Raw genomic sequence first — 23388 nt, 5'->3', positions numbered from 1 at the left:
GTACAAGCCTCAAGTATTTTCAAAGTTACAGCTTCACATAAGCGAATTAGGATCCACAAGGCTGCCCTTGTAGAGCATTTTGGGAAAAACAGTTATCTTCAGTTTTTTTTCAAGCCGGGCATAGTTGTTCATTTCCCAGGCATCTCCAATCACGCAGTTTATTCCTGTTGCTCCGGCTCTGGCGGTTCTTCCTGCGCGGTGAATGAAGAAATCCTCTTTTTCAGGCAAATCCATCTGGACAACATGGGTTATTCCTGATATGTCAAGCCCGCGGGATGCAAGGTCTGTGGTGATTAGAATTTTTATTTTTCCGCTCCTGAAACGGTCTATGGCGGATTTGCGGTCGACTTTGTTTGTTTTTCCGCACAGGGTTTCGCACTCGATTTTCTTGAAGCGCAGCTTTGACGCTATGTTTTCAATCTGGTCGGACTTTGAAGTGAACACAAGCAGCTTTCCAGGCTTTTCTGCATTTATAAAGCTCCTGAGCGTATCTATCTTGTCCCTCCGCTCCGCAAAAATAGCCCAGTGGGAAATCCGCTTTCTAAGTACATCTTCCATCGGCAGGGAAACAAAAAGAATCTGATTTTCCTGCGCGCCGTCTGTTCCGCTCCGCTCTTTCTGCAGAATATCACGTGTGAGCGCGCTGACTGTGGCTGAATTTCCTATAATCTGCACTGACTTGGGAAGTCGCTCCATGAGATTCTTTGTATCCTCGCGCATTTCCGGGCTGAGAAGCCTGTCCGCCTCATCAAGAACCAGGATTTCGATTTTATCCGCCTTGAGTTTTTTCAGATGAATAAGCTCAAGAAGCCTGGCAGGTCCGCCTATGACAACACGGGGCTTTTCCTTCAGAAGGTCAATTTGCCGCGCAATGGGAGCGCCTCCTATAAGAAGAGCGCATTTTATTCCGCACACTTTCTGAAGCTGAACCTTTATCTGCGATGCAAGCTCGTAGGTCGGGGAGGCTATCATAAGACTGACTGAATTTGTTTCCTCCGAATTAAGCCTGGTCAGCAGCGGCAGAAGGTAGGCAAAAGTTTTTCCTGTTCCGGTTTCACTCTGAAAAAAAATATTTTTTCCTTCCGCTATGAGGGGAATCACCTTTTTCTGCACTTCAGTCGGCTCGGTTATTCCGTTTTCCTCAAGTTTTCTGATTATAGATTCGTCGATGTTTAACTGTGAAAAATTGCTCATGAATAAAATATAGCATATTTTTGTATTTTTGTGGTATACTGAAAAAATATGAAAATAGGAATCGACACATTTGGCTGTGAGCACGGAAAATCCGGCCTTGGCTCATACCTCATGTACTTTATAAAAAATCTTCCCGATGAGCCGGAGTTTTCTTTTGAATTGTTCGGGGAGGAAATTGACAGATACACGTACAACAAGGAAAAGGATGTTCCGTTTTCCGCGGCCGGCAAAAAGAACATGGATGCAAGGCTCTGGCATTATTTTTCAGCAGACCGATTCATACGAAAAATGAAATATGATGCTGTTATTTTTCCCGCAGGAGCAAGGCTTGTTCCTTCTTCATTCAGCGTTCCCTCCGTTGCAATCATAAATGACATTCCGGCTGCGGTCTTAAAAAAGGAAAGCTGGCTTGCCCAGAGGCATATAAAGACCGGGCTGTCAAAAATAGACTGCGTGGTTGTTCCGAGCATGTTTGTAAAAAAAAATATCGAGCGTTCCGGGCTGAAATGCCGCCGCATTGAGATTGTTCACAACGGAATAGACCACAGCAGTTTTTTTCCAGTGGAGCCTCTCGGAATTGAAAATGAAATCGCTGACATAAAGCCGTTCGCGATAAAAAAACCGTACATAATTTATGCAAGCAGCATGCAGGGCCCTGAAAAAAAACACAGGGAGCTTATAGAGGCTTTTGCCCTGTTCAAGAAGCAGACTGGACTTCCGCACCGCCTGGTTATCGCAGGAAGCGACGGTCCTTGCAGCGATGATGTCCACAGGGCGGCCTTTGAATCTTCTGCGGCGAGCGATATTTTTATAACTGGATATTTTCCCCATGAAAGCTTTCCTGAGCTTTACAGAAATTCTGATGCGTGTATTTTTCCGTCTATAAATGAAGGAGCGGGGCTTTCTGTTCTTGAGGCGATGGCAACCGGAGTTCCTGTGGCCTGCGCAAAGGCCGGCGCGCTGCCTGAAGTGGCCGGGAGCAATGCGCTCTTTTTTGACAGCGATAATACTGCGGAATTTGCTTCGTGCATTGAAAAAATAACGACTGACAAGACATTCAGAAAAAAAATCATCGAAAGCGGACTTGAATGGACAAAAAGATTTTCATGGGAAAAATGCGTTGTTGAAACAATGGATATAATAAAGGATATTCTGGCAAAATAGGCTAGGGCAAGTTTTTAAGGATGGTTCAGAATTCTAAGCAACACTGAATAAGACAGCTTGATCCTATTCAGTGTTCATTTTATTGTGCGGCGCTTATGCCATCTGAAATGCCTTTGAGCACACCTCGACAGATAAAACCGAGGTGCTAATCTGTCAGGCTGTTTTCTGCTCAATCAAAAGGGATTCCGCAGACGGAAGCACTTTGCGGTTGACAATATCCTTTGTGATGACAAGCTTCTTTTTTCCCTTTACGCTTGGCACTTCATACATAAGATCAAGAAGGATATTCTCTACAATCGCACGAAGTCCTCTTGCGCCGGTTTTGTTTTTTATAGCCATTTCAGCAATCAGGTCAATCACATCATCTTCAAACGAAAGCTCCACATCGTCGATTGCAAAAATAGCCTGGAACTGCTTTGTAATGGCATTTTTTGGCTCCACAAGAATTCTCTTCAGATCCTCCTTGTTAAGCTCCTTCAAAGCGCAGGTCATAGGAAGTCTTCCAATCAACTCAGGAATAAGCCCGAATTTCACAAGGTCATCGCTTGTAACCTGATTCAAAAGCTCCATGCGCTCTTCATTTGTTCTGTGTGTTCCCTCTGCTCCAAAGCCGATTGATGCAGTGGAAAGACGCTGCTCAATTATTTTGTCAAGGCCAACAAATGCTCCGCCGCAGATGAACAGAATATTTGTGGTGTCGATGTCAAGCATCTCCTGGTTCGGATGTTTTCTTCCGCCCTGAGGTGGAACAGAAGCGTGAGTTCCCTCAAGAATCTTTAAAAGAGCCTGCTGAACACCTTCACCTGAAACATCACGTGTTATCGAAGTGTTTTCACTTTTTCTGCCAATCTTGTCTATTTCGTCAATAAAAATAATTCCGCGCTCTGCCGCCGCTATATCTCCGTCCGCCGCATTGATAAGCTTCAGCAGGACATTCTCAACATCTTCGCCTACATATCCAGCTTCAGTGAGTGTGGTGGCATCTGCAATCGCAAACGGAACATTCAGCTTTTGCGCCAGGGTTTTTGCAAGAAGCGTTTTTCCAGAGCCGGTCGGGCCGAGAAGAAGAATGTTTGATTTTTCAATCTTCACGTCCATTGAAAGCTGCTGTTCCTTTGAAATCGAAAGCTGCTTATAGTGATTGTAAACGGCAACAGAAAGAACTTTTTTTGCATAGTCCTGCCCGATCACATACTGGTCAAGATACGCCTTGAAATCCTTCGGGGAGGGGATAGTGCTCATGTCAATCGGAGCCATTGTATGGGCTTCATTATTTAAAATCGTCTGACATGTTGAAACGCAATGCTCGCAGATAGAAATTGAATCATCAGGAGAGCTTATAACTCTTCTGTGCTCATCAGCAGGACGCCCGCAAAACGCACATACAGGCTGGTTGTTTTTGCCTAATCTGGCCATTATTGAACTCCCATAAACTCAGAGAAAAATCAAAAGCAAAACTTATAAGCAAGTTTAAATTTGACTTTTCAAGCAACTCCGCAGCGCAGTTTTCAGCGGAAGTTACAGTTGATAATAAAATTTGCAACGCAAACTTAAGAAAACAATGAATATCCAAAAAGAACTATCCATTGTTTTGATTTTTACAAAGCTGCTGTTAAAACTGCATTTTCAGTGGCTTCCTATGGAAAATCCAAATCTGAAAACGCGGCTATTTTCCTTTTTTGGCACTGTTCATTATATGGTCAATTATGCCGTAAGCCTTAGCTTCCTCAGCAGGCATATAAAAATCACGCTCCATATCAGCGGCAATTTCCTCTTCCTTTTTTCCAGTCTGCCTAGAAAGATACTGTATGCTCAGTTTTTTCAGGCGGCCGATTTCCTTTGCCTGTATCGCTATATCGCTTTCCTGTCCCTGAGCTCCGCCCCACGGCTGATGTATCATAACACGGCTGGACGGAAGCGCATATCTTTTTCCGACTGTTCCTCCGGCAAGAATAATTGCGCCCATGCTTGCTGCCTGTCCCATGCAGATAGTCTGAATGTCACAGCGCACATACTGCATTGTGTCATAAATGGCAAGACCTGCTGTCACAGAGCCTCCAGGGCTGTTTATATACATGCTTATATCTTTCTCTGGATTTTCGCTTTCAAGATAAAGAATCTGAGCTACAATCAAATCAGCTGTTTCATCCCGGATTTCACCGTCCACAAAGATTATCCTGTCTTTCAGAAGCCTTGAATACAAATCATAGGCACGCTCGCCATTTCCGCTTCTTTCAATGACAGTCGGAACAAGAGTGTTCATAAATTCATTCATCAAATTTTCCCCTGCTGAATAATGTAAACAAAAAAAACGGAATGTGCAACACTCCGTTTTTCCTGTGCCTAGAAGTGTTTGAAACTTCTAGCGGCTGTTTTTGAAGAGATCCGCAAACGAAACTTTATCGCCCTTTGAAACCTTCACCTGCTTGTAAAGATCGTCAAAAAGCTTTTTTTCCTTGATTTCATCAATCAAATATTCCTTTGCGCGGGCATCCTTGTAACGCTCCTTTACCTCTTCAACAGTCGAGCCTGACTCTTCTGCAAGCTTTGAAAATTCAGCTTCAACTTCCTCAGGAGAAACTGAAATATTTTTTTCGCGTATAAGAGTATCAACTATCAGGCGGCTCTTGAGCATTTTTTCAGGATCCCCGATCCAGTTTGAAATAACATTTTCCTTGGAATCTCCTGAGCTAGCCACTATTTTTTCAAGCTGCTCTGGTGTTGTCTGGAACTGCTGAGCCATCATTCTCCAGCGGCTTTCTGTTTCAGCCTTAACCATTGACTTTGGAAGTGAAATAGGATTCTTTTCAACAAGCTGCTCAAGAAGGCTCTGTGATTTCATTTCCTCAATCTTCTTGTTTTTTGCGCTCTCAAGACCTTTCTGAATGTCCTTTTTCAAGTCATCAAGAGTCTTGTATTTTTCGCTCACATCCTGGGCAAGCTCGTCATCCAATGCAGGAAGAGTGCGTGTCTTTATAAATTTAACAGTCACGCTGATTTTCTTTGTTTTTCCAGCAAGATCCTCGTTTTCATCTTTTGCATCATAGGTCTTTACAATTTCCTTTGTTTCATCTTTTTTCATGCCTATGATTTCATTGTCGATTTTATAGATGTTCTCGCCGCTTCCGACTGTAAACACAAAGCCTTCGCGCTCAGAGCCAGCAACAGTGTTGCCTGCGTCATCAAGCTCCTTGTAGTCGATTTTTACAATATTGTCTTTTTCAACAGGCTCTCCGTCTTTCTTGTCAATAACAGAAGCGTTTCTGTCCTGGATAGCCTTCAGCTCCTCTTCAAGCTCCTTGTCTCCAACTTCAACCTGAGGCTCCTTCACTTCAATCTTGGAAAAATCCTTCACTTCAACAGAAGGGAAAACATCATAAACAACAGAGAAAGTCAGATCATTTTCAAGGCTGAATTCAGGAAGCTTATCTCCGTCAAGGCGCGGCTGATCATAGGGAAGGGGACGGATATCCTTTGACTCTTCCTCTGCGAAAATCTGGTTCAGTGATTCATCTATGAGATCTGCAAGAACTTCCTGCTTGAGAGAGTCGCCATATTTCTGCTCAAGAACCTTCACAGGCACATGACCCTTGCGGAAGCCTGGAAGCTGAACATTTTTTGCGTATTTAGAAATGTTTTTGTTGTACCCAGAAACAACATCTTCTTTTGAAATTGTGGCAGTAAGCTTTACTGCTGAATTTTCAAGTCTGGAAATTTCCTTTGTTACCTTCACGTGGGAACCTCTCGATTATAAAATGCACCGGGCCAAGGCACGCTTTTCTCAAGTCCCTGACTCCGCTGTTTCTATGGTTTGGTGTAAACCATAAATAAAAAAGCGATTCAGAAAAAATCCAAATCGCTTCGTCGTCGAGCGGAAAACGGGAATCGAACCCGCAACATCGACCTTGGCAAGGTCGCGCTCTACCATTGAGCCATTTCCGCAAATTGCGTCGCAGCAACTGAATACAGCACTGCTTTGTAAATGTAAAGCGGAAAACGGGAATCGAACCCGCAACATCGACCTTGGCAAGGTCGCGCTCTACCATTGAGCCATTTCCGCAAAACCTCTGCGTTTTGTATTAATTTCCTTATAAAAATAAAGAAGATTAAAATGCGAAAGGAGGGACTTGAACCCTCACGCCTAGGGCACTAGATCCTAAGTCTAGCGTGTCTGCCAATTTCACCACTCTCGCGTGAATTTTTTGACCTACACAGAGTGTTTCAAAATCCTTTGAGCGATGGGAGGATCGAACTCCCGACCCACAGATTAAGAGTCTGTTGCTCTACCAGCTGAGCTAATCGCCCGTTTATTGCGTCCGACACGACTCGAACGTGCAACCTTCGGATTCGAAGTCCACTGCTCTATCCAGTTGAGCTACGAACGCATTCCGCTGCACGGTCTTTCGGTTGGAATCCGGGTGCCTGGTGGGATTTGAACCCACGACAACCAGATCCACAATCTGGCGCTCTACCCCTGAACTACAGGCACCATGCAATCGATGTATAAGACTATATATGAATTGCTTTTGTTGGTCAAGTGCAAATCAAAAAAAAAGTTAAAATATTTTCAGTTCCATGCAGATAACCGACACTGCCATTGCAATCGAAAAAACAAAGCAGATATAATCCCTTGCCCTGAACGGATATTTTTTCAGGCAGCTTTTTGCAGTCCGGAGCTTGAAGCCGCGCAGGTCAGCAGCAATCGCAGTTCCGTTTGTTTTCCGCACAGAAGAAACCAGAAGAGGAGCGCACAAAGGCAGAATGAGCGCCAGCTTCTTCAGAGGATTTCTTGTGTCCAGCTGAATTCCCCGGGAAGTCTGGGCCTCCTGAATTCCTTCCATTTCCTGTGCAAAAATCGGTATAAAGCGGATTGCAGTTGTAAGTGTAAAGGCATACTTGTACGGAACTTTCAATTTTTCAACAAGAGCATTTGAAAGGTCAGCCAGCTTTGTCACAGAAAGCATAAGCACAAGAGGAAGTGTGGCGCAGCAAAGTTTTAGAACAAGGACAACAGAAACCGCAAGCCCTTCATCCGTGATTTTCAGAAAATAAAGATCCGCCACCACCTGGCCTTTTCTGATAAGCAGAATCTGTATGATAAGCAGAAAAAGCGAAATCTTTGCAAGCCCCCGCAGAAGCCTGAATGTTCTTCCTGGAATTCCGCACAGAAAGCCAGATGTTATATCCACTGCAAGAAGAGCCAGAAGCACCGCCGGTGATGACGATACAAAGCATGAAGCACAGATCGCAGCTGAAAAAAACAATTTTGCCAGAGGATTCATTCTATGGAAAACAGAATTTCCGGGGGCAAAGTCTACAAGTCCCTTCATTTTATTGCCTCCTGTATTTTTGCGGCAAGACCGTCAGCGGTTCTGACATCTGAAAAATCGAATCTGCCGCTAAATTTTTCTTCCAGCTCAAGCGCAACCTGCACAATCTGAGGCGGAAGAAGGCTGGCCTGTTTCAGAACATCCCGGCTGCGCATTATGTCCAGGGTTTCACCATCTGCGATAATCCTGCCGCCGGCAAGAACAACCATTCGCGCAGCGAAATCAAGAACAAGCTCCATGTCGTGGCAGACCATTACAACTGTTGTTCCGTTTCTGTTCAGTTCCTGAACTGACCGCATGATTTCCATACATTCCTTGTAGTCAAGCCCGGTTGTCGGCTCGTCAAGAATCATTATCTTTGGCTCAACCGCGATAATCGAAGCAAGCGCAAGCCTCTGCCGCTGTCCTCTGCTGAGCGAAAACGGAGCAGCATCAGGGCTGAAGCCGAATTCTTCTATTATGCTGTCTGTCCGGCGGTAAATTTCTTCCTCCGTGCCTGTTTTCAGAGCCTTCTGCCCGAATGCGATTTCCTCCCTGACGGTATAAGCGCAAAGCTGCCTGTCCGGGTTCTGAAAAAGAAAGCCGGTGTTCCTTGCAAGCTCGCTGTTTTTTGACTTTGCCGTGTCCGCTCCGCTCACTGTGATTTTTCCGGATGACGGCTTTAGAATTCCTGCGATAAGCTTGCTGAGCGTGGATTTTCCGGCTCCGTTTTCTCCTGTGATCGCAACGAATTCGCCTTTTTCTATGCTGAGCGAAATGCTGTGTATAAGCTCGGTGTCCTTTGTCTTTCCGTAGCCGAAGCAGACATCCTTGCACTCTATCATAGAAGTCCTCCTGCAAGAGCCGCAGCCTCTTCCGCGCTTATGCAGACTTCTGTTCCCGGGGCAATCATTCCGCGGGAAACAAGGCTTTTATGGAAATCAACTGCGCGCGGATAGTTCACTCCGAGCGAGGCGAGCCTGTCCGCATTTTTGAGCACATCCCTAACGCTTCCGTAGAATGCAAGAGAGCCTTTGTCAAGAACTGCAAGCTTCCTTGCGAATTCGCACAGCAGCATGATTTTCTGCTCTATGACTACGATTGTTATCCCGTATGATTCGTTGAGCTCCTTGAGAATTCTGAAAATATTCCTGCTCGAAGCCGGATCCAGCTCCCCGGTCGGCTCGTCAAGAACAAGAATGTTCGGTTTAAGGGCAAGAATCGCCGCAACCGCCGTTCTCTGCTTCTGTCCGCCGCTCAGCCCTGAAATTTCACGGCTGCGGAGATTTTCAATTCCGGTTTCCCTGAGCGCCCATTCAAGCCTGGCTTCCGCCTCATCCTTCGGAACTCCGAAATTTTCAAGTCCGAACAGAATTTCATCCTCAACAACAGAGCAGGTCATCTGGCTGTCTATATCCTGAAAAACACTGCCGACATCAAGCGCGACCTTGCACGGATCTGTGCTGAAAACATCATTGCCGTTCACGCGGACATTTCCGTAGTATTCGCCCCTGTAGTAGTGGGGAACAACTCCGTTTATCACAAAGCTGAGCGTTGTTTTTCCCGCGCCGGAAGCACCTGTTATTCCAAGGAATTCTCCGTCAGGAATTTCCATGGAGATGTTTTTCAGTGCGGGAGAAGAAGAGCCGCTGTAGGAAAAGCTAAGTTTCTCAATCTGTATCATCAGGCGCTCACTTGAGTGTCATTTTCAGAGGAATAAAAAGAACCTGCACAAGAACCGCATTGATGCAGGCTGTGCAGAGAACAATAGGAATGTAAGCCACGAGAGTTCCCTTGTCGGCTCCGAGCGCAAATATAAGAAGAACTGTAAAAATGCCGCCGCTTACAATTGTGCTTGCCAGTGTGGAAAGCGCCGGCTTGAAATCAAGCTTTCCAAGCTGCGGAACCGGAAGCTTCATCAAAAGAGCCATTACAACCGCGCCGGCTATTTCGCTTGCAAAATTCAGATAGGGAGTTCCCGGGAAGAACTGGCAGATTGCGCCGGCAAGAATTCCTATCACAGCCGCTGATTTTATTCCGGGCTTTGTCAGGGCAATCGCCATGCAGTACATTGCGATAATAAAGTTCGGCTTCATTCCCCCGATGTTTATAATTGAGCCGACAAAAAATTTCAGCACAGCTCCTGCCGCAAGCAGAACCGCGACAAGAATAAGATCCTGCACCTGAAGTCCCTTTTTTTCCTCGGAGACAAGAACGCGCTTCTCGCCAAGATTTTCATTTTCGTTCATAAAAATGCTCCCTGTTTTTAAGTTTCTATTTATAGAAACATACCGCTAGCACGCTTTTTTGTCAAGTGAAAAATGAACCTTTCTGAAATCTCCGCATAAATCAAGTAATAGACTTTTGAGAAAACCTGGAGTATAATTGCGGCATGAATTGGTTGATTATTGCTTCATCAAATAAGGAAGAAAAAACACGGAAAGCCGAAGAATTCCTGAGCGGAAACGGCTGCGGAATCGAAAGAATTTCATTTTTGGACAGCGGAAAAAATGCGGAGCTTCTGGCGGAAAAAATTTTTTCAGCGGATGCATTCCTCATGCTCCCTGAAGGCGGAGAGTGCGCCGGCGCATTGTCCTATATCCTGGGAGTTGCGGCCGGAAAACAGATTCCTGCCATTGTCTGCGCGGAAGAAAAAAATTATGAGCAGTCCGTTTTCTGCTCTGAAAACTTTCCGGCTGAAAAGTTCCGCACATGGGAGCTTGCCAGAAAGTGGCTTGAGCGCAATCTTGATGCGATAAAAACTGAACATAATGAAAGAAAATACAAAGCCAGCCTTCTTGCGCAGGGAATTTCATGCACGGCAGACAGCTTTGAATTCTACCTTGAAAAGGAAAAAGAAGACATCTGCATGTCCATTTTAAATTCCGGCATCGATGTGAATTCAAGGACAATGCAGGGCGTGCCTCTGATATGCATTGCAACAAGAAATGACAACCAGGAGATGATTGAGTGGCTTCTTTCAAAGGGCGCTGACATAAACGCCATTTCCTCGGACAGGGGATATTCAGCTGTAATGGACGCTGTGTGGAGAAAAAACTACACTGTCGCCCAGATGCTCATAGAAAAGGGTGCCAGCCTGAACACTGTCAGCTCAGACGGCCAGCCGATTCTTGTTCTTGCAGTGGGAAACGGAAGCCCGAAGCTTGTAAAGCTTCTGCTTGACTCCGGAGCCGACCCTGACATACAGGACAGCATGGGAATGAGCGCAAGAAAATATGCACTGCTGTTTAAAAACGAAGAGCTTTCAAGCCTCATAGCAAAAGCCAAGCCGGAATAAAAAATGTCCAGAAAAAAAATAAAAGTTGTTTTTGCAGGCGGCGGAACAGGAGGACACATATATCCTGGAATCGCCATTGCCGACGAGCTCAAAAAAAAATTCGCATCTCCTGATGAAATTGAAATTCACTGGATCGGAAATTCCAGCGGAATGGACGCTTCGATTCTTGAAAAAAATCTTGTTTCATCAGGCGGAAGCATTTCATTTTTCCATGGAATTCCCTGCGGAAAGCTGCGCCGGTATTTTTCACTCAAAAACATCAGCGACATGTTCAAAATTTGCGCGGGCTTTTTCAAGTCGATTTTGATTTTAAAAAAAATAAAGCCTGATTTTCTTTTTTCAAAGGGCGGATTTGTGAGTGTGCCTCCATGCGCCGCCGCCTTCATTCTGAAAATTCCGTACTTTACGCATGAATGTGATTTCACACCGGGGCTTGCAACCAGAATAAACAGCTGCAATGCCGCAAAGATTCTGCTTTCCTACAGCGAAACTTCAAAATATTTTGACAGCGGACTCAGGGGCAAATGCATAGCTACAGGAAATCCAGTGCGCCCTTCATTCTACGAGGACAAAAGCCTGGCCGGAAAAAAATTTCTTGGCATAAGTGAAGACTGCAAGAAGGACATTCTTTTGGTTCTGGGCGGAAGCCTCGGGGCAGAGCAGATAAACAGACTTGTGCTTGAATGTATCGGCGAGCTGAAGAAAAAATACATAGTGGTTCATCAGACTGGAAAAAAATTCGCAATGGAAAATCCTTCCGTGATGGCTTCTGCGGATGAATCCTACAGGCCCTATGAATTCATTTACAGCGAAATGGTTTCTGTGATTCAGGCGGCGGACGTTGTTGTTTCAAGAGCCGGAGCAAATTCGCTGTGGGAATGTGCTGTCTGCGGAAAGCCGATGATTCTTATTCCCCTGTGCGGAGCCGGAACAAGAGGAGACCAGGTTGACAATGCCGAATATTTTTCTTCAAGAGGAGCCGCTGTTTCACTTGCAGGAGAAGCTGCCAGCAAGGAAAATCTGATTTCAGCCCTGAACCGCCTCAGTATTCCCGAAGAGCGAAAAAAAATGTCTGAAAACTGCGGGGCTATCTGCGGTGAATCAAGGCCATCTGAAATAATTTCAAACCTTATTATGGAGCAAGTTAAAATATGATGTTTCCTGCTGTTGATATCATTTTTTTGCTTATTGTTTTGCTGTTCGCTGTCCTCGGAACGTTTAACGGTTTTCTGAATGAAATTTTCGGAAAAGCCGCGCCTGTTGTGAGCGCATGGGTTGCTTTTCTTTTTTACGGGCAGCTTGTTTTGCCGATTGAAAAATATATTCACATCAGATTTCTGTCAGTGATAATTTCGTTTCTTCTTATTTTTATTTCATCGTTCATTGTGATGAAGCTTTTGCAGACAGCCGTGAAAAATATTTTCGGCGGAGAAATCTTCAAGGATCTTGACAGAATTCTTGGCTTTTTATTCGGGATTCTGGAAGGGCTTGTGGTGGTATGCCTTGTTATGTTTGTCATGGAAATTCAGCCGTGGTTTTCTGTTGAGCCGATTCTGAAAAACAGTTTTTTCTTCAGGATTTTCAGTCCGATTGTTTCAGTGCCGCTTCAAAGAATTTCAGGCGCGGTTGAAAACACTTCAGCTGCTCCGCTTGCAATTCCTCTTGTGACAGGGGACAACTGAAAATGTTCGAGAATATTCTGAACCAGAGCGCAACTTCTCTTCTGCGCGAGGACATTGAAAAAAAAAGGCTTCCCGGCTCTATTCTTTTTTCAGGGCCGGTGTCTTCAGGAAAATTATCCGCCGCGCTGGAAACCGCTAGAATTCTTTCATGCGCAAATAGCGGAGAATGGAACTGCAACTGTTCCTCCTGCCGCCAGAATAAAGCTTTGGTCAGTCCGTCGCTCCTTGTTCTAGGGGCCGGAAACCGAACGTTGGAAATTGCCGCCGCAAAAAAATCCCTGCTCAGCCAGAACGTGCAGAACACAAAGCACCTTGAAGCTTCACGCTATTTTTTTATCCGCGCTGTCAGAAAACTTACAGTGAGATTCAGTCCTGTGCTTTGGGAAGGCGACGACAAGCTACAGAAATTTTCACCGCTGGTTCAGGAAATTGAAGAGGAGCTTGAGCAGATTGAGCCAGGCAGAATTCTTCCGGAAGATGAGGAGCTTTCAAAAATCACCGAAAAAATTGAAAAGGCCTGCGCAAAGCTCGAGGGATGTTTTTTGTACGGTTCAGTTCCCGTTCTGCAGATACGCAATTTATCTTCCTGGGCGCACCTTGCATCCAGCTCAGGCAAAAAAGTTCTGATCATTGAAAATGCAGATTTGATGGCGGACAGCGCACGCAATGCCCTGCTGAAAATTCTTGAAGAGCCGCCCCGAGATGTAGTTTTTATCCTGACAACTTCGCGCCGCGGAGCAATGCTTCCGACAATTCTTTCAAGAGTGCGCACCTATGTTTTTTTTGAGCGGACAGCACAGCAGCAGAAAAATGTCATTGACAGAATTTTTCACTACGAGCCTCAGTTCAACGGCGGAAAAGAATTCGACAGCATAAATGTTTTTTTGCAGTCCTTTCTTTCTGTAAAGCCTGAGCTTGTAAAATCATGCGCGGCGGATTTTTTTTCTTGCATAGCGCAGGGCCATGTTCCTGATATTCAAAAAATAATGTCGCAGTGCTCCTCGTTCGAACCTCGTGTTCTTTTTAGAATTTTTATTCTCGGACTTATCGAGGCGCAGGAAAAACTGAAGCTGTCAGCGGCCGGCTCGGAAATTTCATTTGAAATTCTAGGTCTTTTAAAATCATCATTGAGCAATGCAGAAACATTCAACCAGAATCCGGCAGCCTGCCTTGAAGAGCTTGCCCGCAGCATAATGCATGTAAATTATATGAACAACGGAATTCTGAGGGAGCTGATTTTGCCCGGCCCGCAGGAAAAAAAATGAATGGCATGCTGAAAGAACAGGAGCATCACAGATGACAGATTTTGTTGAAAAGGCATCGGAAAAAATTAAAAAGCTTTCTGACGAGCAGCTTGAGAGGCTTGTAAAAAATGTGCGTGAGGAAAACGAAGTCTATGACTCGATAATCCAGAGCATTCCCTCGGGGCTTGTGATTGTTGACAAAAACTGGTGCATCTCAAAGATAAACAAGGCCGCAAAAAGATACATTCATTTTTTTCATCTGCATCAGGTGAAATCCGAGCCGGTCTGGAATCTTATAGAGGACAAGGAAGTTTCGGACTTCATCTCACTTTGCGCGCAGAAACATAACACAAATACAAGCGAGGAATTTTCCATAGTTTCCGCAGATGAAAAGGCAAGGTTTATTGTTGTTTCCATTTTGCCTCTTGTACGCAACGGAAAAATTGCGGGGAACATTATTTTCATAGAAGACATAACCGCAAAAAGACAGCAGGAAATTCTTGTTCACCGCATGGAAAGCATGAAAAGCCTCACAAGCCTCGCTGCCTCAGTTGCGCATGAAATAAAAAATCCGCTGGGAGCAATAAGCATTCACATTCAGCTTCTGCAGAAGTCAATAAAAAAATGCAGAAACGGAGACGGCATGCTCCCTGACGAAAAATTCATGGAAAAATACCTTGAGGTCATAAACGAAGAAATTGAAAGCCTGAACAAAATCGTAATGGATTTTCTTTTTGCAGTGCGCCCTCTTAAAGCGGACCTCAGGCTTTACGAGCCGGATTCAATAATTAAAAAGTCCATGGATTTCTTCATGCCTGAATTTGAAAGCAGCGGAATTGCGGTTTCAGTGCGTCTTCAGGGCAACGGAGTCAGGCTTCTTATTGACGACAAATTGTTCCGCGAGATTTTTATAAACATAATCCAGAATGCAAAGTCCGCCGTTCTTTCAGGAAAAAAACCGGAGGGAAAAATCGCCGTGAATTCTTTTTTAAAGGACGGGCAGTATATCATGACTATCGCCGACAATGGCTGCGGAATGGATGAAGCCACCTGCTCAAGAATTTTCGAGCCGTACTACACCACAAAGGCGGACGGAACAGGGCTTGGTCTTACAACGGTTTACAAGATTGTCAAGGAATTCCGCGGAGACATAGCGGTGAATTCCGAGCTTGAAAAAGGCACAGTCTTTACAATACAGATTCCGGCTCCGCAGAAAAACACAATGCTTCTTGAGGAATAAAATTCAGGGAGGAAATATTGAAATTCACAATTCTGATTATTGACGATGAAAAAAATATACGCGAAGGGCTTGCGGCGAATTTCGAGCTTGAGGACTACAATGTAAAGACAGCTGCATCAGGAAAAGAGGGCCTTGAGCTGATTTCCAAGGGCGACATTGATCTTGTTATCACGGATCTCCGCATGCCGGGAATTTCAGGAGAGGAAGTCCTAAGCCGCATTGCCACAGAAACACCGGGAATTCCTGTGATTATTCTTACAGGCCACGGAAGCATTGATTCCGCCGTGGATGCAATGAGGCACGGAGCATACGATTTTCTGACCAAGCCGCTCAACCTTGACCAGCTCGGAATAATTGTAAAGCGCGCGCTTGAAAACCGCCAGATAAAAATAGAGCACCAGGAGCTGAAAAAAGAAGTTGCTGAAAATTCCGTGATGAAGGAAATGATCGGAAATTCCCCGGCAATGCAGAAAATCCAGGAAACTATAAAAAAAGCCGCAGCGTCAAAGGCAAGCGTTCTCATCACAGGTGAAAGTGGAGTCGGCAAGGAAGTCGTGGCGCGCGCAATACACCTGCTTTCGTCCAGGCGCGACAGGCAGATGATCAACGTGCACTGTGCGGCTTTAAGCGAGACACTTCTTGAAAGCGAGCTGTTCGGGCATGAAAAGGGAGCGTTCACGGGAGCCGACCATCTGCAGAAGGGAAGGTTTGAGCTTGCGCATGGAAGCACTGTCTTTCTTGATGAAATCGGCGAGATAAACCAGAACGTGCAGATAAAAATTCTAAGAGTGCTTGCCGAAAGAAAATTCGAGAGAGTCGGAGGCGAGCAGACAATCAGCGTCGATGTGAGAATAATCGCGGCGACAAACAGAAATCTTGAGGACGAAATAAAAGCCGGAAAATTCAGGGAGGATTTATATTACCGCCTGAATGTAATTCACATCCATGTGCCGCCGCTCCGTGAAAGAAAAAGCGATCTGCCTCTGCTTGTTTCTTCATTCCTTGAAGAATTCAACGCCGAAAATAAAAAGCAGGTGAAAGGATTTTCCAGCAAGGCAAAAGCCGCTATCATGAAGTATGACTGGCCGGGAAACATAAGGGAGCTGAGAAACTGTGTTGAAAGCGCAGTCGTAATGAGTTCCGGCAGCGAAATAGGAATTGAAGACCTTCCGCCGGCGGTGGCAAAAAGCACGCAGGAAAACAGCATCATGATTCCACTCGGCGTAAAGCTTTATGAAGCTGAAAGAATTGTCATCGAGCAGACACTCGCAGCAAACAAGAACAACAAGAGCAAGACTGCTGATATACTCGGAATCGGAAGAAAAACGCTCCAGAGAAAACTTTCGGACTGGAATGAGGAAACGGAGAGCGCAGATGGAGACGATGTATGACAGGCTCGGAGACCTTCTGAGCGAAAGCCTGAAATCCGGGCATATAAAAGAAAAAAAGCACTCCCAGAAAAATCAGAAGAATTTTTTTTCCCCTGATGAAAAGGCTGAAAAAGAAAAGAGGGAAGAGAGCGAGCAGAAAAAAAAGCAGGATTTTCACGCTGAAAAAAAAGAAATTCCCGGACAGCAAAAAAAACAGCGGATAAAAAAAATCACGGCGGAAACAGAGCGCGCATGCAGGCTTCTTGACATAACGCTTTCCGCGGAACCTGCCGATGTCAAAAGGGCATACAAGGAAAAGCTCCTTTATTTTCATCCTGACAAGTATGACAAAAATCCTATCCTCAGAAAAATCGCTACAGACAAAACGCGGATGATTGTGGAGGCATATAAGCTTCTGATGAATTCGTTTGAGCCTTTATGAAGTGAATGCCGCGCGGTATGCCGACGGAGCAAGCCCTGTGCATTTTTTGAACACCCTGGAAAAATGAAACTGGTTTTCAAACGAAAAGTCATCCGCAATCTGTGAAACAGGCGCCCTGGAATTTATAAGGGCAAGAGCCGCAGTCTGAATCTTGAGCCGCGTAAAATACTGGTGAGGCGTCATCTGCATTTCATCCTTGAAAATCCTTATAAAATGCTCCTGGGAAATTCCGCAGAAAGAAGCAAGCTCCGCTACAGTGCATCGCTTGCAGACTTTGCCTTCCATAAATTTCACTGCGCGTCCGACATAGCCTTTTGCCGCCGTGGAATTTCTTGGAACCGGAGAATCCTGGCTTATTCCGTTCTGCTCCCCGAACCACCTGAGAAGACAGCTTTCAAGGAGAAGGGCGGCGGACTTTCTGAGATCAGCAGACTCTGCCTTGGATAGGCGCATTATATCTTCCATCATGAATTTTATGGAAACTGAATCGCTTTCCGCAAGAGACTGCCTTTTTTTTCTTCCTGCCTGCATAAGAAGCTGGCGTAGATTTTCCTCGGACTTTTCAAGGGAAAAAAGCACGGCATAATAAGTCAGCGGCTTTTTAACTTCCTTTGGGAGAATTGAATGGAATTCGTGCGGAAAAACCAGAAACAGCGAATTGTTCCTTATGGCGCAGGATGTTTTGTTTGAAAAGAAAGTTCCTTCGCCCTCCGCAAAAAAGTGGATTTCAAATTCCATTTCGCCGTGGGAATGATACCGCCCGTGCCAGGCAAGTTTTTCGCCTGCAATAAGCTTATAGATATAGGCCGTGTCCTTTATTTCCATTTTTTATTCCAAGAAAGCTTTTTCCGCTTCCGCTAGATTTTATTCGCGCCGAAAGTTTTATTCCGGCTTCGCTTCCTATGGCACAACATTCAGTCGATTGCGCCCAGAAAATTTTCTGCTTTTATTATAGCACAAAAATCAATTTTGGATATATAAAATCAGTTTTCTGTATTGCTTTATGGCGAATTCACCCTGATACTATTTTCAGAGGCGGAAAATATTTTGCCGGATTCGCTTTCTGGAGGTTTTATGAAGACTGTCGCTGGAATTGATCTTGGAACACAGAGCATGAAAGTTGTCCTCTATGACTATGAGGCAAAAAAAACGGTGGAAAGCTCGTCTTTTCCCCTGGAACTGATTTCAGGGGCGGATGGAAGCAGGGAGCAGAAGGCAGAATGGTACCGGGCGGCTCTTGAGTCGTGTTTTTTAAAACTGTCAGCCGAAGGAAAAAGCTCGATTCAGTCAATCGGAGTTTCCGGACAGCAGCATGGATTTGTTCCGCTGGATTCCCAGGGAAATCCTCTGTACAACATCAAGCTCTGGAACGACACTTCAACGGCGGAGGAATGTAGGCTGATTGCAGACAGCGTTGGAGGGCAGGAAGCAGCAGCCGCGGAAGTCCAGAACTTCATTCTCCCCGGATTTACCGCGCCAAAAATACTGTGGCTTAAAAGACATCAACCGCAGCTGTTTGAAAAGCTCCGCTATATAATGCTTCCCCACGACTACCTGAATTTTCTTTTAACAGGAAACTACGTGATGGAGCAGGGGGATTCTTCCGGAACCGCCCTTTTCAGCTCAAAGGAAAAAAAATGGTCGGAAAAACTCTGCGCGGCGGTTGACCCGGAGCTTATAAAAAAACTTCCGCCTGTAATTGCTCCGGATGAGCCTGCCGGCTTTGTTTCCAGGGAGGCTGCCGGGTGGCTTGGAATTCCTGAGGGCGCAGTTGTTTCTTCAGGCGGCGGCGACAATATGATGAGCGCAATCGGAACAGGCACTGTAAAAAACGGAGTTCTTGCGATGAGCATGGGAACTTCGGGAACGCTATACGGCTTCAGCAGCACTTCGATATCAGATCCGGCGGCGGGAATTTCAGGCTTCTGCGCGTCATCGGGGGGCTACCTTCCGCTTCTTTGCACCATGAACTGCACCGTGGCCTCCGAGGAAATCAGAGGGCTTTTGAACCTCGGCGTAAAGGAATTCGATGCGGAGGCTGAAAAAGCAGACCCGTGCGCAGGAGGAGTCTTTGTGCTTCCTTTCTTCAATGGAGAGCGCACTCCGAATCTTCCGCATGGAAAAGCAAGCATAACGGGACTTACTGCCCAGAACTGTAGCCGGAGCAACATAGCACGGGCGGCACTTGAAAGCGCAGTCTATGCCATGAAGACAGGGCTTGATTCATTCAGAAAGCACGGATTCACTCCAAGCGAGCTGCGGCTTACGGGAGGAGGTGCAAAGAGCGCATTATGGCGGCAGATTACAGCGGATATAATGAATCTTCCGGTTCGGATTCCAGTCTTGCAGGAAGCGGCTGCATTCGGGGCGGCGCTTCAGGCTCTGTGGTGTCTGAGCAAGCTCCAGAAAAATCCGGTCAGCATGGAAAGCCTTGCGGAGATTCACGTAGAAATGGACAGCTCAAAAACCGCCAGGCCGGACGAAAAACGTGTCCAGGAATACAACCGGGCATTTTCAGAATACCAGTCGCTGGTGGAGCATCTTGCGCCCCTCTACAGATAGAGTTTTCAGGAAGCTTGCAGGAGAGAGTATCTGCTGGCAAAAAAAAAGCCTGTGTGTCAGGCTGCTAAAAAATATATGAAAAAGCTTGATTGCTTTTCAGGAGGATTTTATGTCATTTTTCAAAGGTTCCAAAGAGTATTTCCCGGGAATTCCGCAGATTTCCTATGAAGGTCCGGATTCAAAAAATCCGCTCGCATTCAAGTATTATGACGCTGAAAAGACGGTCATGGGCAAAAAAATGAAAGACTGGCTCAAATTCACTGTGGCCTACTGGCATTCATTCTGCGCTGACGGAGGAGATCCCTTTGGAAGCGGAACCAGGGAATTCACATGGAAAACCCCGGAGGAAAAAGCAGACGCCGCATTTGAATTCATCACAAAGCTCGGCTGTGGATACTACGCATGGCACGACCGCGACATCTGCCCTGAAGGAGACAGCCCTGCCGACAGCGAAAAAAAGCTTTCGCACATCACGGATATTCTTCTTGAAAGGCAGAAGGCAACAGGCGTAAAGCTTCTGTGGGGAACTGCGAATGTATTCAACAATCCGCGCTATATGAACGGAGCCGCGACAAACCCTGATTTTGAAGTTATCGCGCAGGCGGCAAGCCAGATAAAGGCGGCAATCGACGGCACAATAAAGCTGGGCGGAGCAGGCTATACATTCTGGGGCGGACGCGAAGGATATATGAGCCTCCTGAACACAGACATGAAGGCTGAAAAGGAACATCTGGCAATGATGCTCACAATGGCCCGCGACTACGCCAGAAAACAGGGCTTTACCGGATGCTTCTATATAGAGCCTAAGCCTATGGAGCCTACAAAGCACCAGTATGACTACGATTCTGAAACAGTCATCGGATTCCTGCGCGCCCACGGACTTGACAAGGATTTCAAGCTGAACATTGAGGCAAACCACGCAGAGCTTGCAGGCCATGATTTTGCCCACGAGCTTACAGTGTGCGTAGACAACGGAATGCTCGGCTCTATTGATGCAAACAGGGGCGATCCTGTAAACGGCTGGGACACAGACCAGTTCCCGGCGAGCATCTACGAATCAACACTTGCAATGCTCCAGGTAATCAGAATGGGCGGCTTCACAACCGGCGGTCTCAACTTCGATGCCAAAGTCAGAAGAAATTCTGTTGCGCCGGAAGATCTTTTCATTGCCCACATAGGCGGAATGGATATTTTTGCGCGCGGTCTTGAAAAAGCAGCCCAGATTATCGAAGACGGAAGAATTCCAGCCATGGTCAAGGAACGCTATGCCAGCTTTGAATCAGGCAATGGAAAGGCTTTCGCCGAAGGAAAACTTACACTTGAGCAGACTGCGGCACTTGCCAAGCCGTACAGCGAAGTTTCAAGAACTTCAGGCAGGCAGGAGCTTTACGAAAACATCCTGAATCAAATCTGCCTGGGTTAAAAACTCAGCCGCCGTGTTCGTTTGCAAAAACATTGTTTCTGTTGTAAAATGGCACCCTATGGAAAAAACATTTTTTCCCCGTGATTTCCATGGGGTTCATGTACACTTTGTAGGAATAAAGGGAACGGGCATGGCGGCGCTGGTGGAGCTTCTTTTTGCCCGCGGTGCTGTCATTACAGGCAGCGATGTCACAGAGCGTTTCTATACCGACGAAATTCTTGAGCGGCTCGGCATTGAGCCTCTTCCATTCGGAAAACAAAATATCACAGAAAAAATCCAGCTTGTAATTTATTCAAGCGCATATTCACCTGAAAAAAATCCTGATCTTGCGGAAGCCAGGCTGCTTGGAATTCCGATGATGCTTTACAGCGAAGCCCTGGGAGCGCTTTCAAGAAATTCATACAGCTGCGGAATCTGCGGCGTGCACGGAAAAACCACAACAACCGGTCTTGTTGGAACTATAATGAAAAATCTGGATCTGCCTTCACAGGTTCTGGCAGGAAGCATAATCGCATCGTTCGGAAATTCATGCACAATGACAACCTGCAGTTTTTCAGCCTCGGAAGGGCAGAAGTATTTTATCGCTGAAACATGCGAATACCAGCGGCACTTCATGTCGTTTTCTCCGCGCAAAATTATCCTGACCTCAGTGGAAAGCGACCATCAGGATTTTTATCCCACATTTTCTGATATACAGAATGCTTTTGTTGACTATATCTGCCTGCTGCCCCAGAACGGCGACCTGATTTTCTGCGCGGATGACAAGGGCGCTTTTGAAACTGCCCTTATTGCCTCAAAACGCCGCAGCGACATAAACCTGATTCCTTACGGCGAAAATGCGCAGGGGAATTTCGGGGTTTCATTCGGTTCTGTTTCAGGCGGAAAACAGCATTTTATAATAGGCGACACTGAATGTGTCCTTCATGTTCCCGGCAGGCATAATGTTCTAAATGCGGCGGCGGCATTTGCGCTGGCATACAGGCTTCTCAATGAAGCTGGAAAAAATCCCCGTGATTTCCGTGAGCAGATAAAAAAAGGCATAGAGGAATTTTCAGGCGGAAAGCGGAGAAGCGAAGTCACAGGGCGCGCAAAAAACAAATTCGGGCAGGATATAATATTCATCGACGATTATGGCCATCACCCCACAGCAATAAAAACAACGCTCGATGGATTCCGCCAGTTCTACAAAAACCACAAAATAATCGTGGATTTTATGAGCCACACTTACACACGCACAGCGGCCCTTCTTGACGAATTTGCAGACAGCTTCGGGAGCGCAGACTTTGTTATTATAAACAAGATTTATGGAAGCGCGCGCGAACAGCCCGGCACACTGTCTGTAACAGGAAAAATCCTTGCAGAGCGCACGGCGGAGTATCATCCGCACGTTGTGTATGCCGCGGAATTCCAGGAAGCATGCGAGATTGCGGCGGAAGAGCTAAACAAAAAAACTGAATTTCCGGACGGCTATGTCTTTGTTACAATGGGAGCAGGAGACAACTTCAAGGTCGGCCAGATGGTTCTTGAAAAATTCAAACAGCAGGACAAACTATGAACAGCATGACAGGTTACGGTTTCAAGGAAGCCGTCATAGACAGCACACAGATCAGTGTTGAAATAAAATCAGTGAATTCCCGTTTTCTGGACTTATCGGTGAATATTCCATCATTTTTGAATCCGCTTGAAGCCAGAATCCGCAAGGCGGTATCAGAAAAAATCGTGCGCGGAAAAGTGGATCTGACAGTCCGTGTCCGGGACAGCGGAGATTCTGCAACCGTAACAGCGGATCCTGCCGCGGCAAAAAGATACTTCGATGCAATCCGCGAAATAGCAAAGTCAATAGGAAAGGAAGATGCCGAAATTCCGCTCAGCCTCATTGTTTCACAGGAAGGCGTTCTGAATATCTCAAGAAACTATGATGCGGAGGCTTTCTGGAAAAAAATCGAAGGAATTCTTGCGGAAGTCCTTGACCAGTTCACGGAAGACCGCCAGCGAGAGGGAAGAAACCTTGAGCATGATATCCTCGAAAAGCTTTCAGTTCTTGACAGCTGCGCGGCATTTTTCAAGGAATGGCAGCCAGAAATGGAAAAAAGATTCCGGACGCAGATTTCAGAAAAATTCCACGAGCTTCTTGCGGACAAGGCGGACGAAAACCGCATAATGGCAGAAACAGCGGCAATGATTGTAAAGTACACGATAAACGAGGAAATCATACGCCTCCAAAGCCATCTTCAGGCTCTCAGAAAGGAAATCAGCGAAAATCCTGTTCCCGGAAAGAAAATTGACTTTATCTGCCAGGAAGCGAACAGGGAAATCAATACAATCGGAAGCAAGAACCAGTTCATTGAAATCGGTGAAAAAGTCATAGAGGCAAAAAACGCCCTTGAAAATATAAGGGAGCAGGGAAAAAACATTGAATAGTCGGACACATCTGCCGGCAGATTTCTGTTTGCCGCGGAA

21 protein-coding genes and 6 tRNA genes are annotated in these 23388 nt (G+C 45.9%); 12 read left to right on the top strand and 15 right to left on the bottom strand.

Annotation, left to right across the window (positions count from 1 at the left end; all coding sequences use genetic code 11):
• Positions 1 to 33 precede the first annotated feature (33 nt).
• The gene (locus ACI4L0_RS01665; protein ID WP_439798431.1) at positions 34 to 1194 is read right to left on the bottom strand and encodes a DEAD/DEAH box helicase; all 1161 of its coding nucleotides are present in this window, start codon (positions 1192 to 1194) and stop codon (positions 34 to 36) included.
• Positions 1195 to 1242: 48 nt separating this feature from the next.
• Here ACI4L0_RS01665 and ACI4L0_RS01660 point away from each other — a divergent pair, with 48 nt between their 5' ends.
• Positions 1243 to 2358 carry a glycosyltransferase family 4 protein gene (locus ACI4L0_RS01660; protein ID WP_439798430.1) on the top strand — a complete coding sequence of 372 codons (1116 nt, stop codon included), beginning with the start codon at positions 1243 to 1245 and terminating at the stop codon, positions 2356 to 2358.
• A gap of 153 nt (positions 2359 to 2511) precedes the next feature.
• Here the strand turns inward: ACI4L0_RS01660 and clpX are convergent, their stop codons facing one another.
• The 13 genes from clpX to ACI4L0_RS01595 form a co-directional block, all read right to left on the bottom strand.
• Positions 2512 to 3774, bottom strand: a complete 1263-nt coding sequence (clpX, locus tag ACI4L0_RS01655; RefSeq protein WP_439798429.1) for an ATP-dependent Clp protease ATP-binding subunit ClpX — start codon at positions 3772 to 3774, stop codon at positions 2512 to 2514.
• Positions 3775 to 4024: 250 nt separating this feature from the next.
• Positions 4025 to 4633 (bottom strand): ATP-dependent Clp endopeptidase proteolytic subunit ClpP, encoded by a 609-nt coding sequence (gene clpP / locus ACI4L0_RS01650; protein ID WP_439798428.1) that lies wholly within the window; start codon positions 4631 to 4633, stop codon positions 4025 to 4027.
• Between the two features lie 87 nt (positions 4634 to 4720).
• On the bottom strand, positions 4721 to 6091 hold the full coding sequence (tig, locus tag ACI4L0_RS01645) for a trigger factor (RefSeq protein ID WP_439798427.1): 1371 nt from the start codon (positions 6089 to 6091) through the stop codon (positions 4721 to 4723).
• A 137-nt stretch (positions 6092 to 6228) separates the two neighbouring features.
• Positions 6229 to 6300, bottom strand: a tRNA-Gly gene (locus tag ACI4L0_RS01640).
• A 46-nt stretch (positions 6301 to 6346) separates the two neighbouring features.
• Positions 6347 to 6418: transfer RNA gene (locus tag ACI4L0_RS01635), tRNA-Gly, on the bottom strand.
• Positions 6419 to 6470: 52 nt separating this feature from the next.
• A tRNA-Leu gene (locus tag ACI4L0_RS01630) sits at positions 6471 to 6551 on the bottom strand.
• 39 nt (positions 6552 to 6590) lie between these two features.
• Positions 6591 to 6663: transfer RNA gene (locus ACI4L0_RS01625), tRNA-Lys, on the bottom strand.
• A gap of 6 nt (positions 6664 to 6669) precedes the next feature.
• Positions 6670 to 6743: transfer RNA gene (locus tag ACI4L0_RS01620), tRNA-Arg, on the bottom strand.
• 32 nt (positions 6744 to 6775) lie between these two features.
• Positions 6776 to 6847 (bottom strand) — tRNA-His (locus ACI4L0_RS01615).
• Positions 6848 to 6914: 67 nt separating this feature from the next.
• Positions 6915 to 7688 (bottom strand): energy-coupling factor transporter transmembrane component T family protein, encoded by a 774-nt coding sequence (locus ACI4L0_RS01610; protein ID WP_439798426.1) that lies wholly within the window; start codon positions 7686 to 7688, stop codon positions 6915 to 6917.
• Positions 7685 to 8512, bottom strand: a complete 828-nt coding sequence (locus ACI4L0_RS01605; protein ID WP_439798425.1) for an energy-coupling factor ABC transporter ATP-binding protein — start codon at positions 8510 to 8512, stop codon at positions 7685 to 7687. Before ACI4L0_RS01605 ends, ACI4L0_RS01610 begins: the two co-directional genes overlap by 4 nt.
• A complete protein-coding gene (locus tag ACI4L0_RS01600) occupies positions 8509 to 9351 on the bottom strand; it encodes an energy-coupling factor ABC transporter ATP-binding protein (protein ID WP_439798424.1) in 843 nt (280 codons plus the stop codon). Before ACI4L0_RS01600 ends, ACI4L0_RS01605 begins: the two co-directional genes overlap by 4 nt.
• A gap of 7 nt (positions 9352 to 9358) precedes the next feature.
• On the bottom strand, positions 9359 to 9916 hold the full coding sequence (locus tag ACI4L0_RS01595) for a tryptophan transporter (RefSeq protein ID WP_439798423.1): 558 nt from the start codon (positions 9914 to 9916) through the stop codon (positions 9359 to 9361).
• A gap of 143 nt (positions 9917 to 10059) precedes the next feature.
• Here ACI4L0_RS01595 and ACI4L0_RS01590 point away from each other — a divergent pair, with 143 nt between their 5' ends.
• Genes ACI4L0_RS01590 through ACI4L0_RS01560 form a run of 7 tightly spaced genes read left to right on the top strand, consistent with a single transcriptional unit; the run spans position 10060 to position 16943 of the window.
• Positions 10060 to 10965 carry an ankyrin repeat domain-containing protein gene (locus tag ACI4L0_RS01590; protein ID WP_439798422.1) on the top strand — a complete coding sequence of 302 codons (906 nt, stop codon included), beginning with the start codon at positions 10060 to 10062 and terminating at the stop codon, positions 10963 to 10965.
• Between the two features lie 3 nt (positions 10966 to 10968).
• Positions 10969 to 12120, top strand: a complete 1152-nt coding sequence (gene murG / locus ACI4L0_RS01585; protein WP_439798421.1) for an undecaprenyldiphospho-muramoylpentapeptide beta-N-acetylglucosaminyltransferase — start codon at positions 10969 to 10971, stop codon at positions 12118 to 12120.
• Positions 12117 to 12647 carry a CvpA family protein gene (locus ACI4L0_RS01580; protein ID WP_439798420.1) on the top strand — a complete coding sequence of 177 codons (531 nt, stop codon included), beginning with the start codon at positions 12117 to 12119 and terminating at the stop codon, positions 12645 to 12647. The genes murG and ACI4L0_RS01580 overlap by 4 nt, the downstream gene beginning before the upstream one ends.
• Positions 12648 to 12649: 2 nt before the next feature.
• Positions 12650 to 13912, top strand: a complete 1263-nt coding sequence (locus tag ACI4L0_RS01575) for a DNA polymerase III (RefSeq protein WP_439798419.1) — start codon at positions 12650 to 12652, stop codon at positions 13910 to 13912.
• A 31-nt stretch (positions 13913 to 13943) separates the two neighbouring features.
• On the top strand, positions 13944 to 15131 hold the full coding sequence (locus ACI4L0_RS01570) for a sensor histidine kinase (protein ID WP_439798418.1): 1188 nt from the start codon (positions 13944 to 13946) through the stop codon (positions 15129 to 15131).
• A 17-nt stretch (positions 15132 to 15148) separates the two neighbouring features.
• On the top strand, positions 15149 to 16522 hold the full coding sequence (locus ACI4L0_RS01565) for a sigma-54-dependent transcriptional regulator (protein ID WP_439798417.1): 1374 nt from the start codon (positions 15149 to 15151) through the stop codon (positions 16520 to 16522).
• Positions 16506 to 16943 carry a J domain-containing protein gene (locus ACI4L0_RS01560; protein WP_439798416.1) on the top strand — a complete coding sequence of 146 codons (438 nt, stop codon included), beginning with the start codon at positions 16506 to 16508 and terminating at the stop codon, positions 16941 to 16943. Before ACI4L0_RS01565 ends, ACI4L0_RS01560 begins: the two co-directional genes overlap by 17 nt.
• Here the strand turns inward: ACI4L0_RS01560 and ACI4L0_RS01555 are convergent.
• Positions 16938 to 17768 carry an AraC family transcriptional regulator gene (locus ACI4L0_RS01555; RefSeq protein ID WP_439798415.1) on the bottom strand — a complete coding sequence of 277 codons (831 nt, stop codon included), beginning with the start codon at positions 17766 to 17768 and terminating at the stop codon, positions 16938 to 16940. The genes ACI4L0_RS01560 and ACI4L0_RS01555 overlap by 6 nt on opposite strands.
• 249 nt (positions 17769 to 18017) lie before the next feature.
• On the opposite strand from ACI4L0_RS01555, the gene xylB reads away from it, so the two are divergent.
• From xylB to ACI4L0_RS01535, 4 genes are all read left to right on the top strand, one after another.
• Positions 18018 to 19505, top strand: coding sequence for a xylulokinase (xylB, locus tag ACI4L0_RS01550; RefSeq protein ID WP_439798414.1), 1488 nt, complete (start codon positions 18018 to 18020; stop codon positions 19503 to 19505).
• A 109-nt stretch (positions 19506 to 19614) separates the two neighbouring features.
• Positions 19615 to 20928, top strand: a complete 1314-nt coding sequence (gene xylA / locus ACI4L0_RS01545; protein ID WP_439798413.1) for a xylose isomerase — start codon at positions 19615 to 19617, stop codon at positions 20926 to 20928.
• 58 nt (positions 20929 to 20986) lie between these two features.
• Positions 20987 to 22483 (top strand): UDP-N-acetylmuramate--L-alanine ligase, encoded by a 1497-nt coding sequence (gene murC, locus ACI4L0_RS01540; protein ID WP_439798412.1) that lies wholly within the window; start codon positions 20987 to 20989, stop codon positions 22481 to 22483.
• A complete protein-coding gene (locus ACI4L0_RS01535; protein WP_439798411.1) occupies positions 22480 to 23349 on the top strand; it encodes a YicC/YloC family endoribonuclease in 870 nt (289 codons plus the stop codon). Before murC ends, ACI4L0_RS01535 begins: the two co-directional genes overlap by 4 nt.
• The last annotated feature ends 39 nt before the right edge of the window (positions 23350 to 23388 follow it).

The sequence above is a fragment of the Treponema sp. genome (assembly GCF_051883275.1).
GTDB lineage: Bacteria > Spirochaetota > Spirochaetia > Treponematales > Treponemataceae > Treponema_D.
This window is presented reverse-complemented; position numbering and strand designations above follow the sequence as displayed.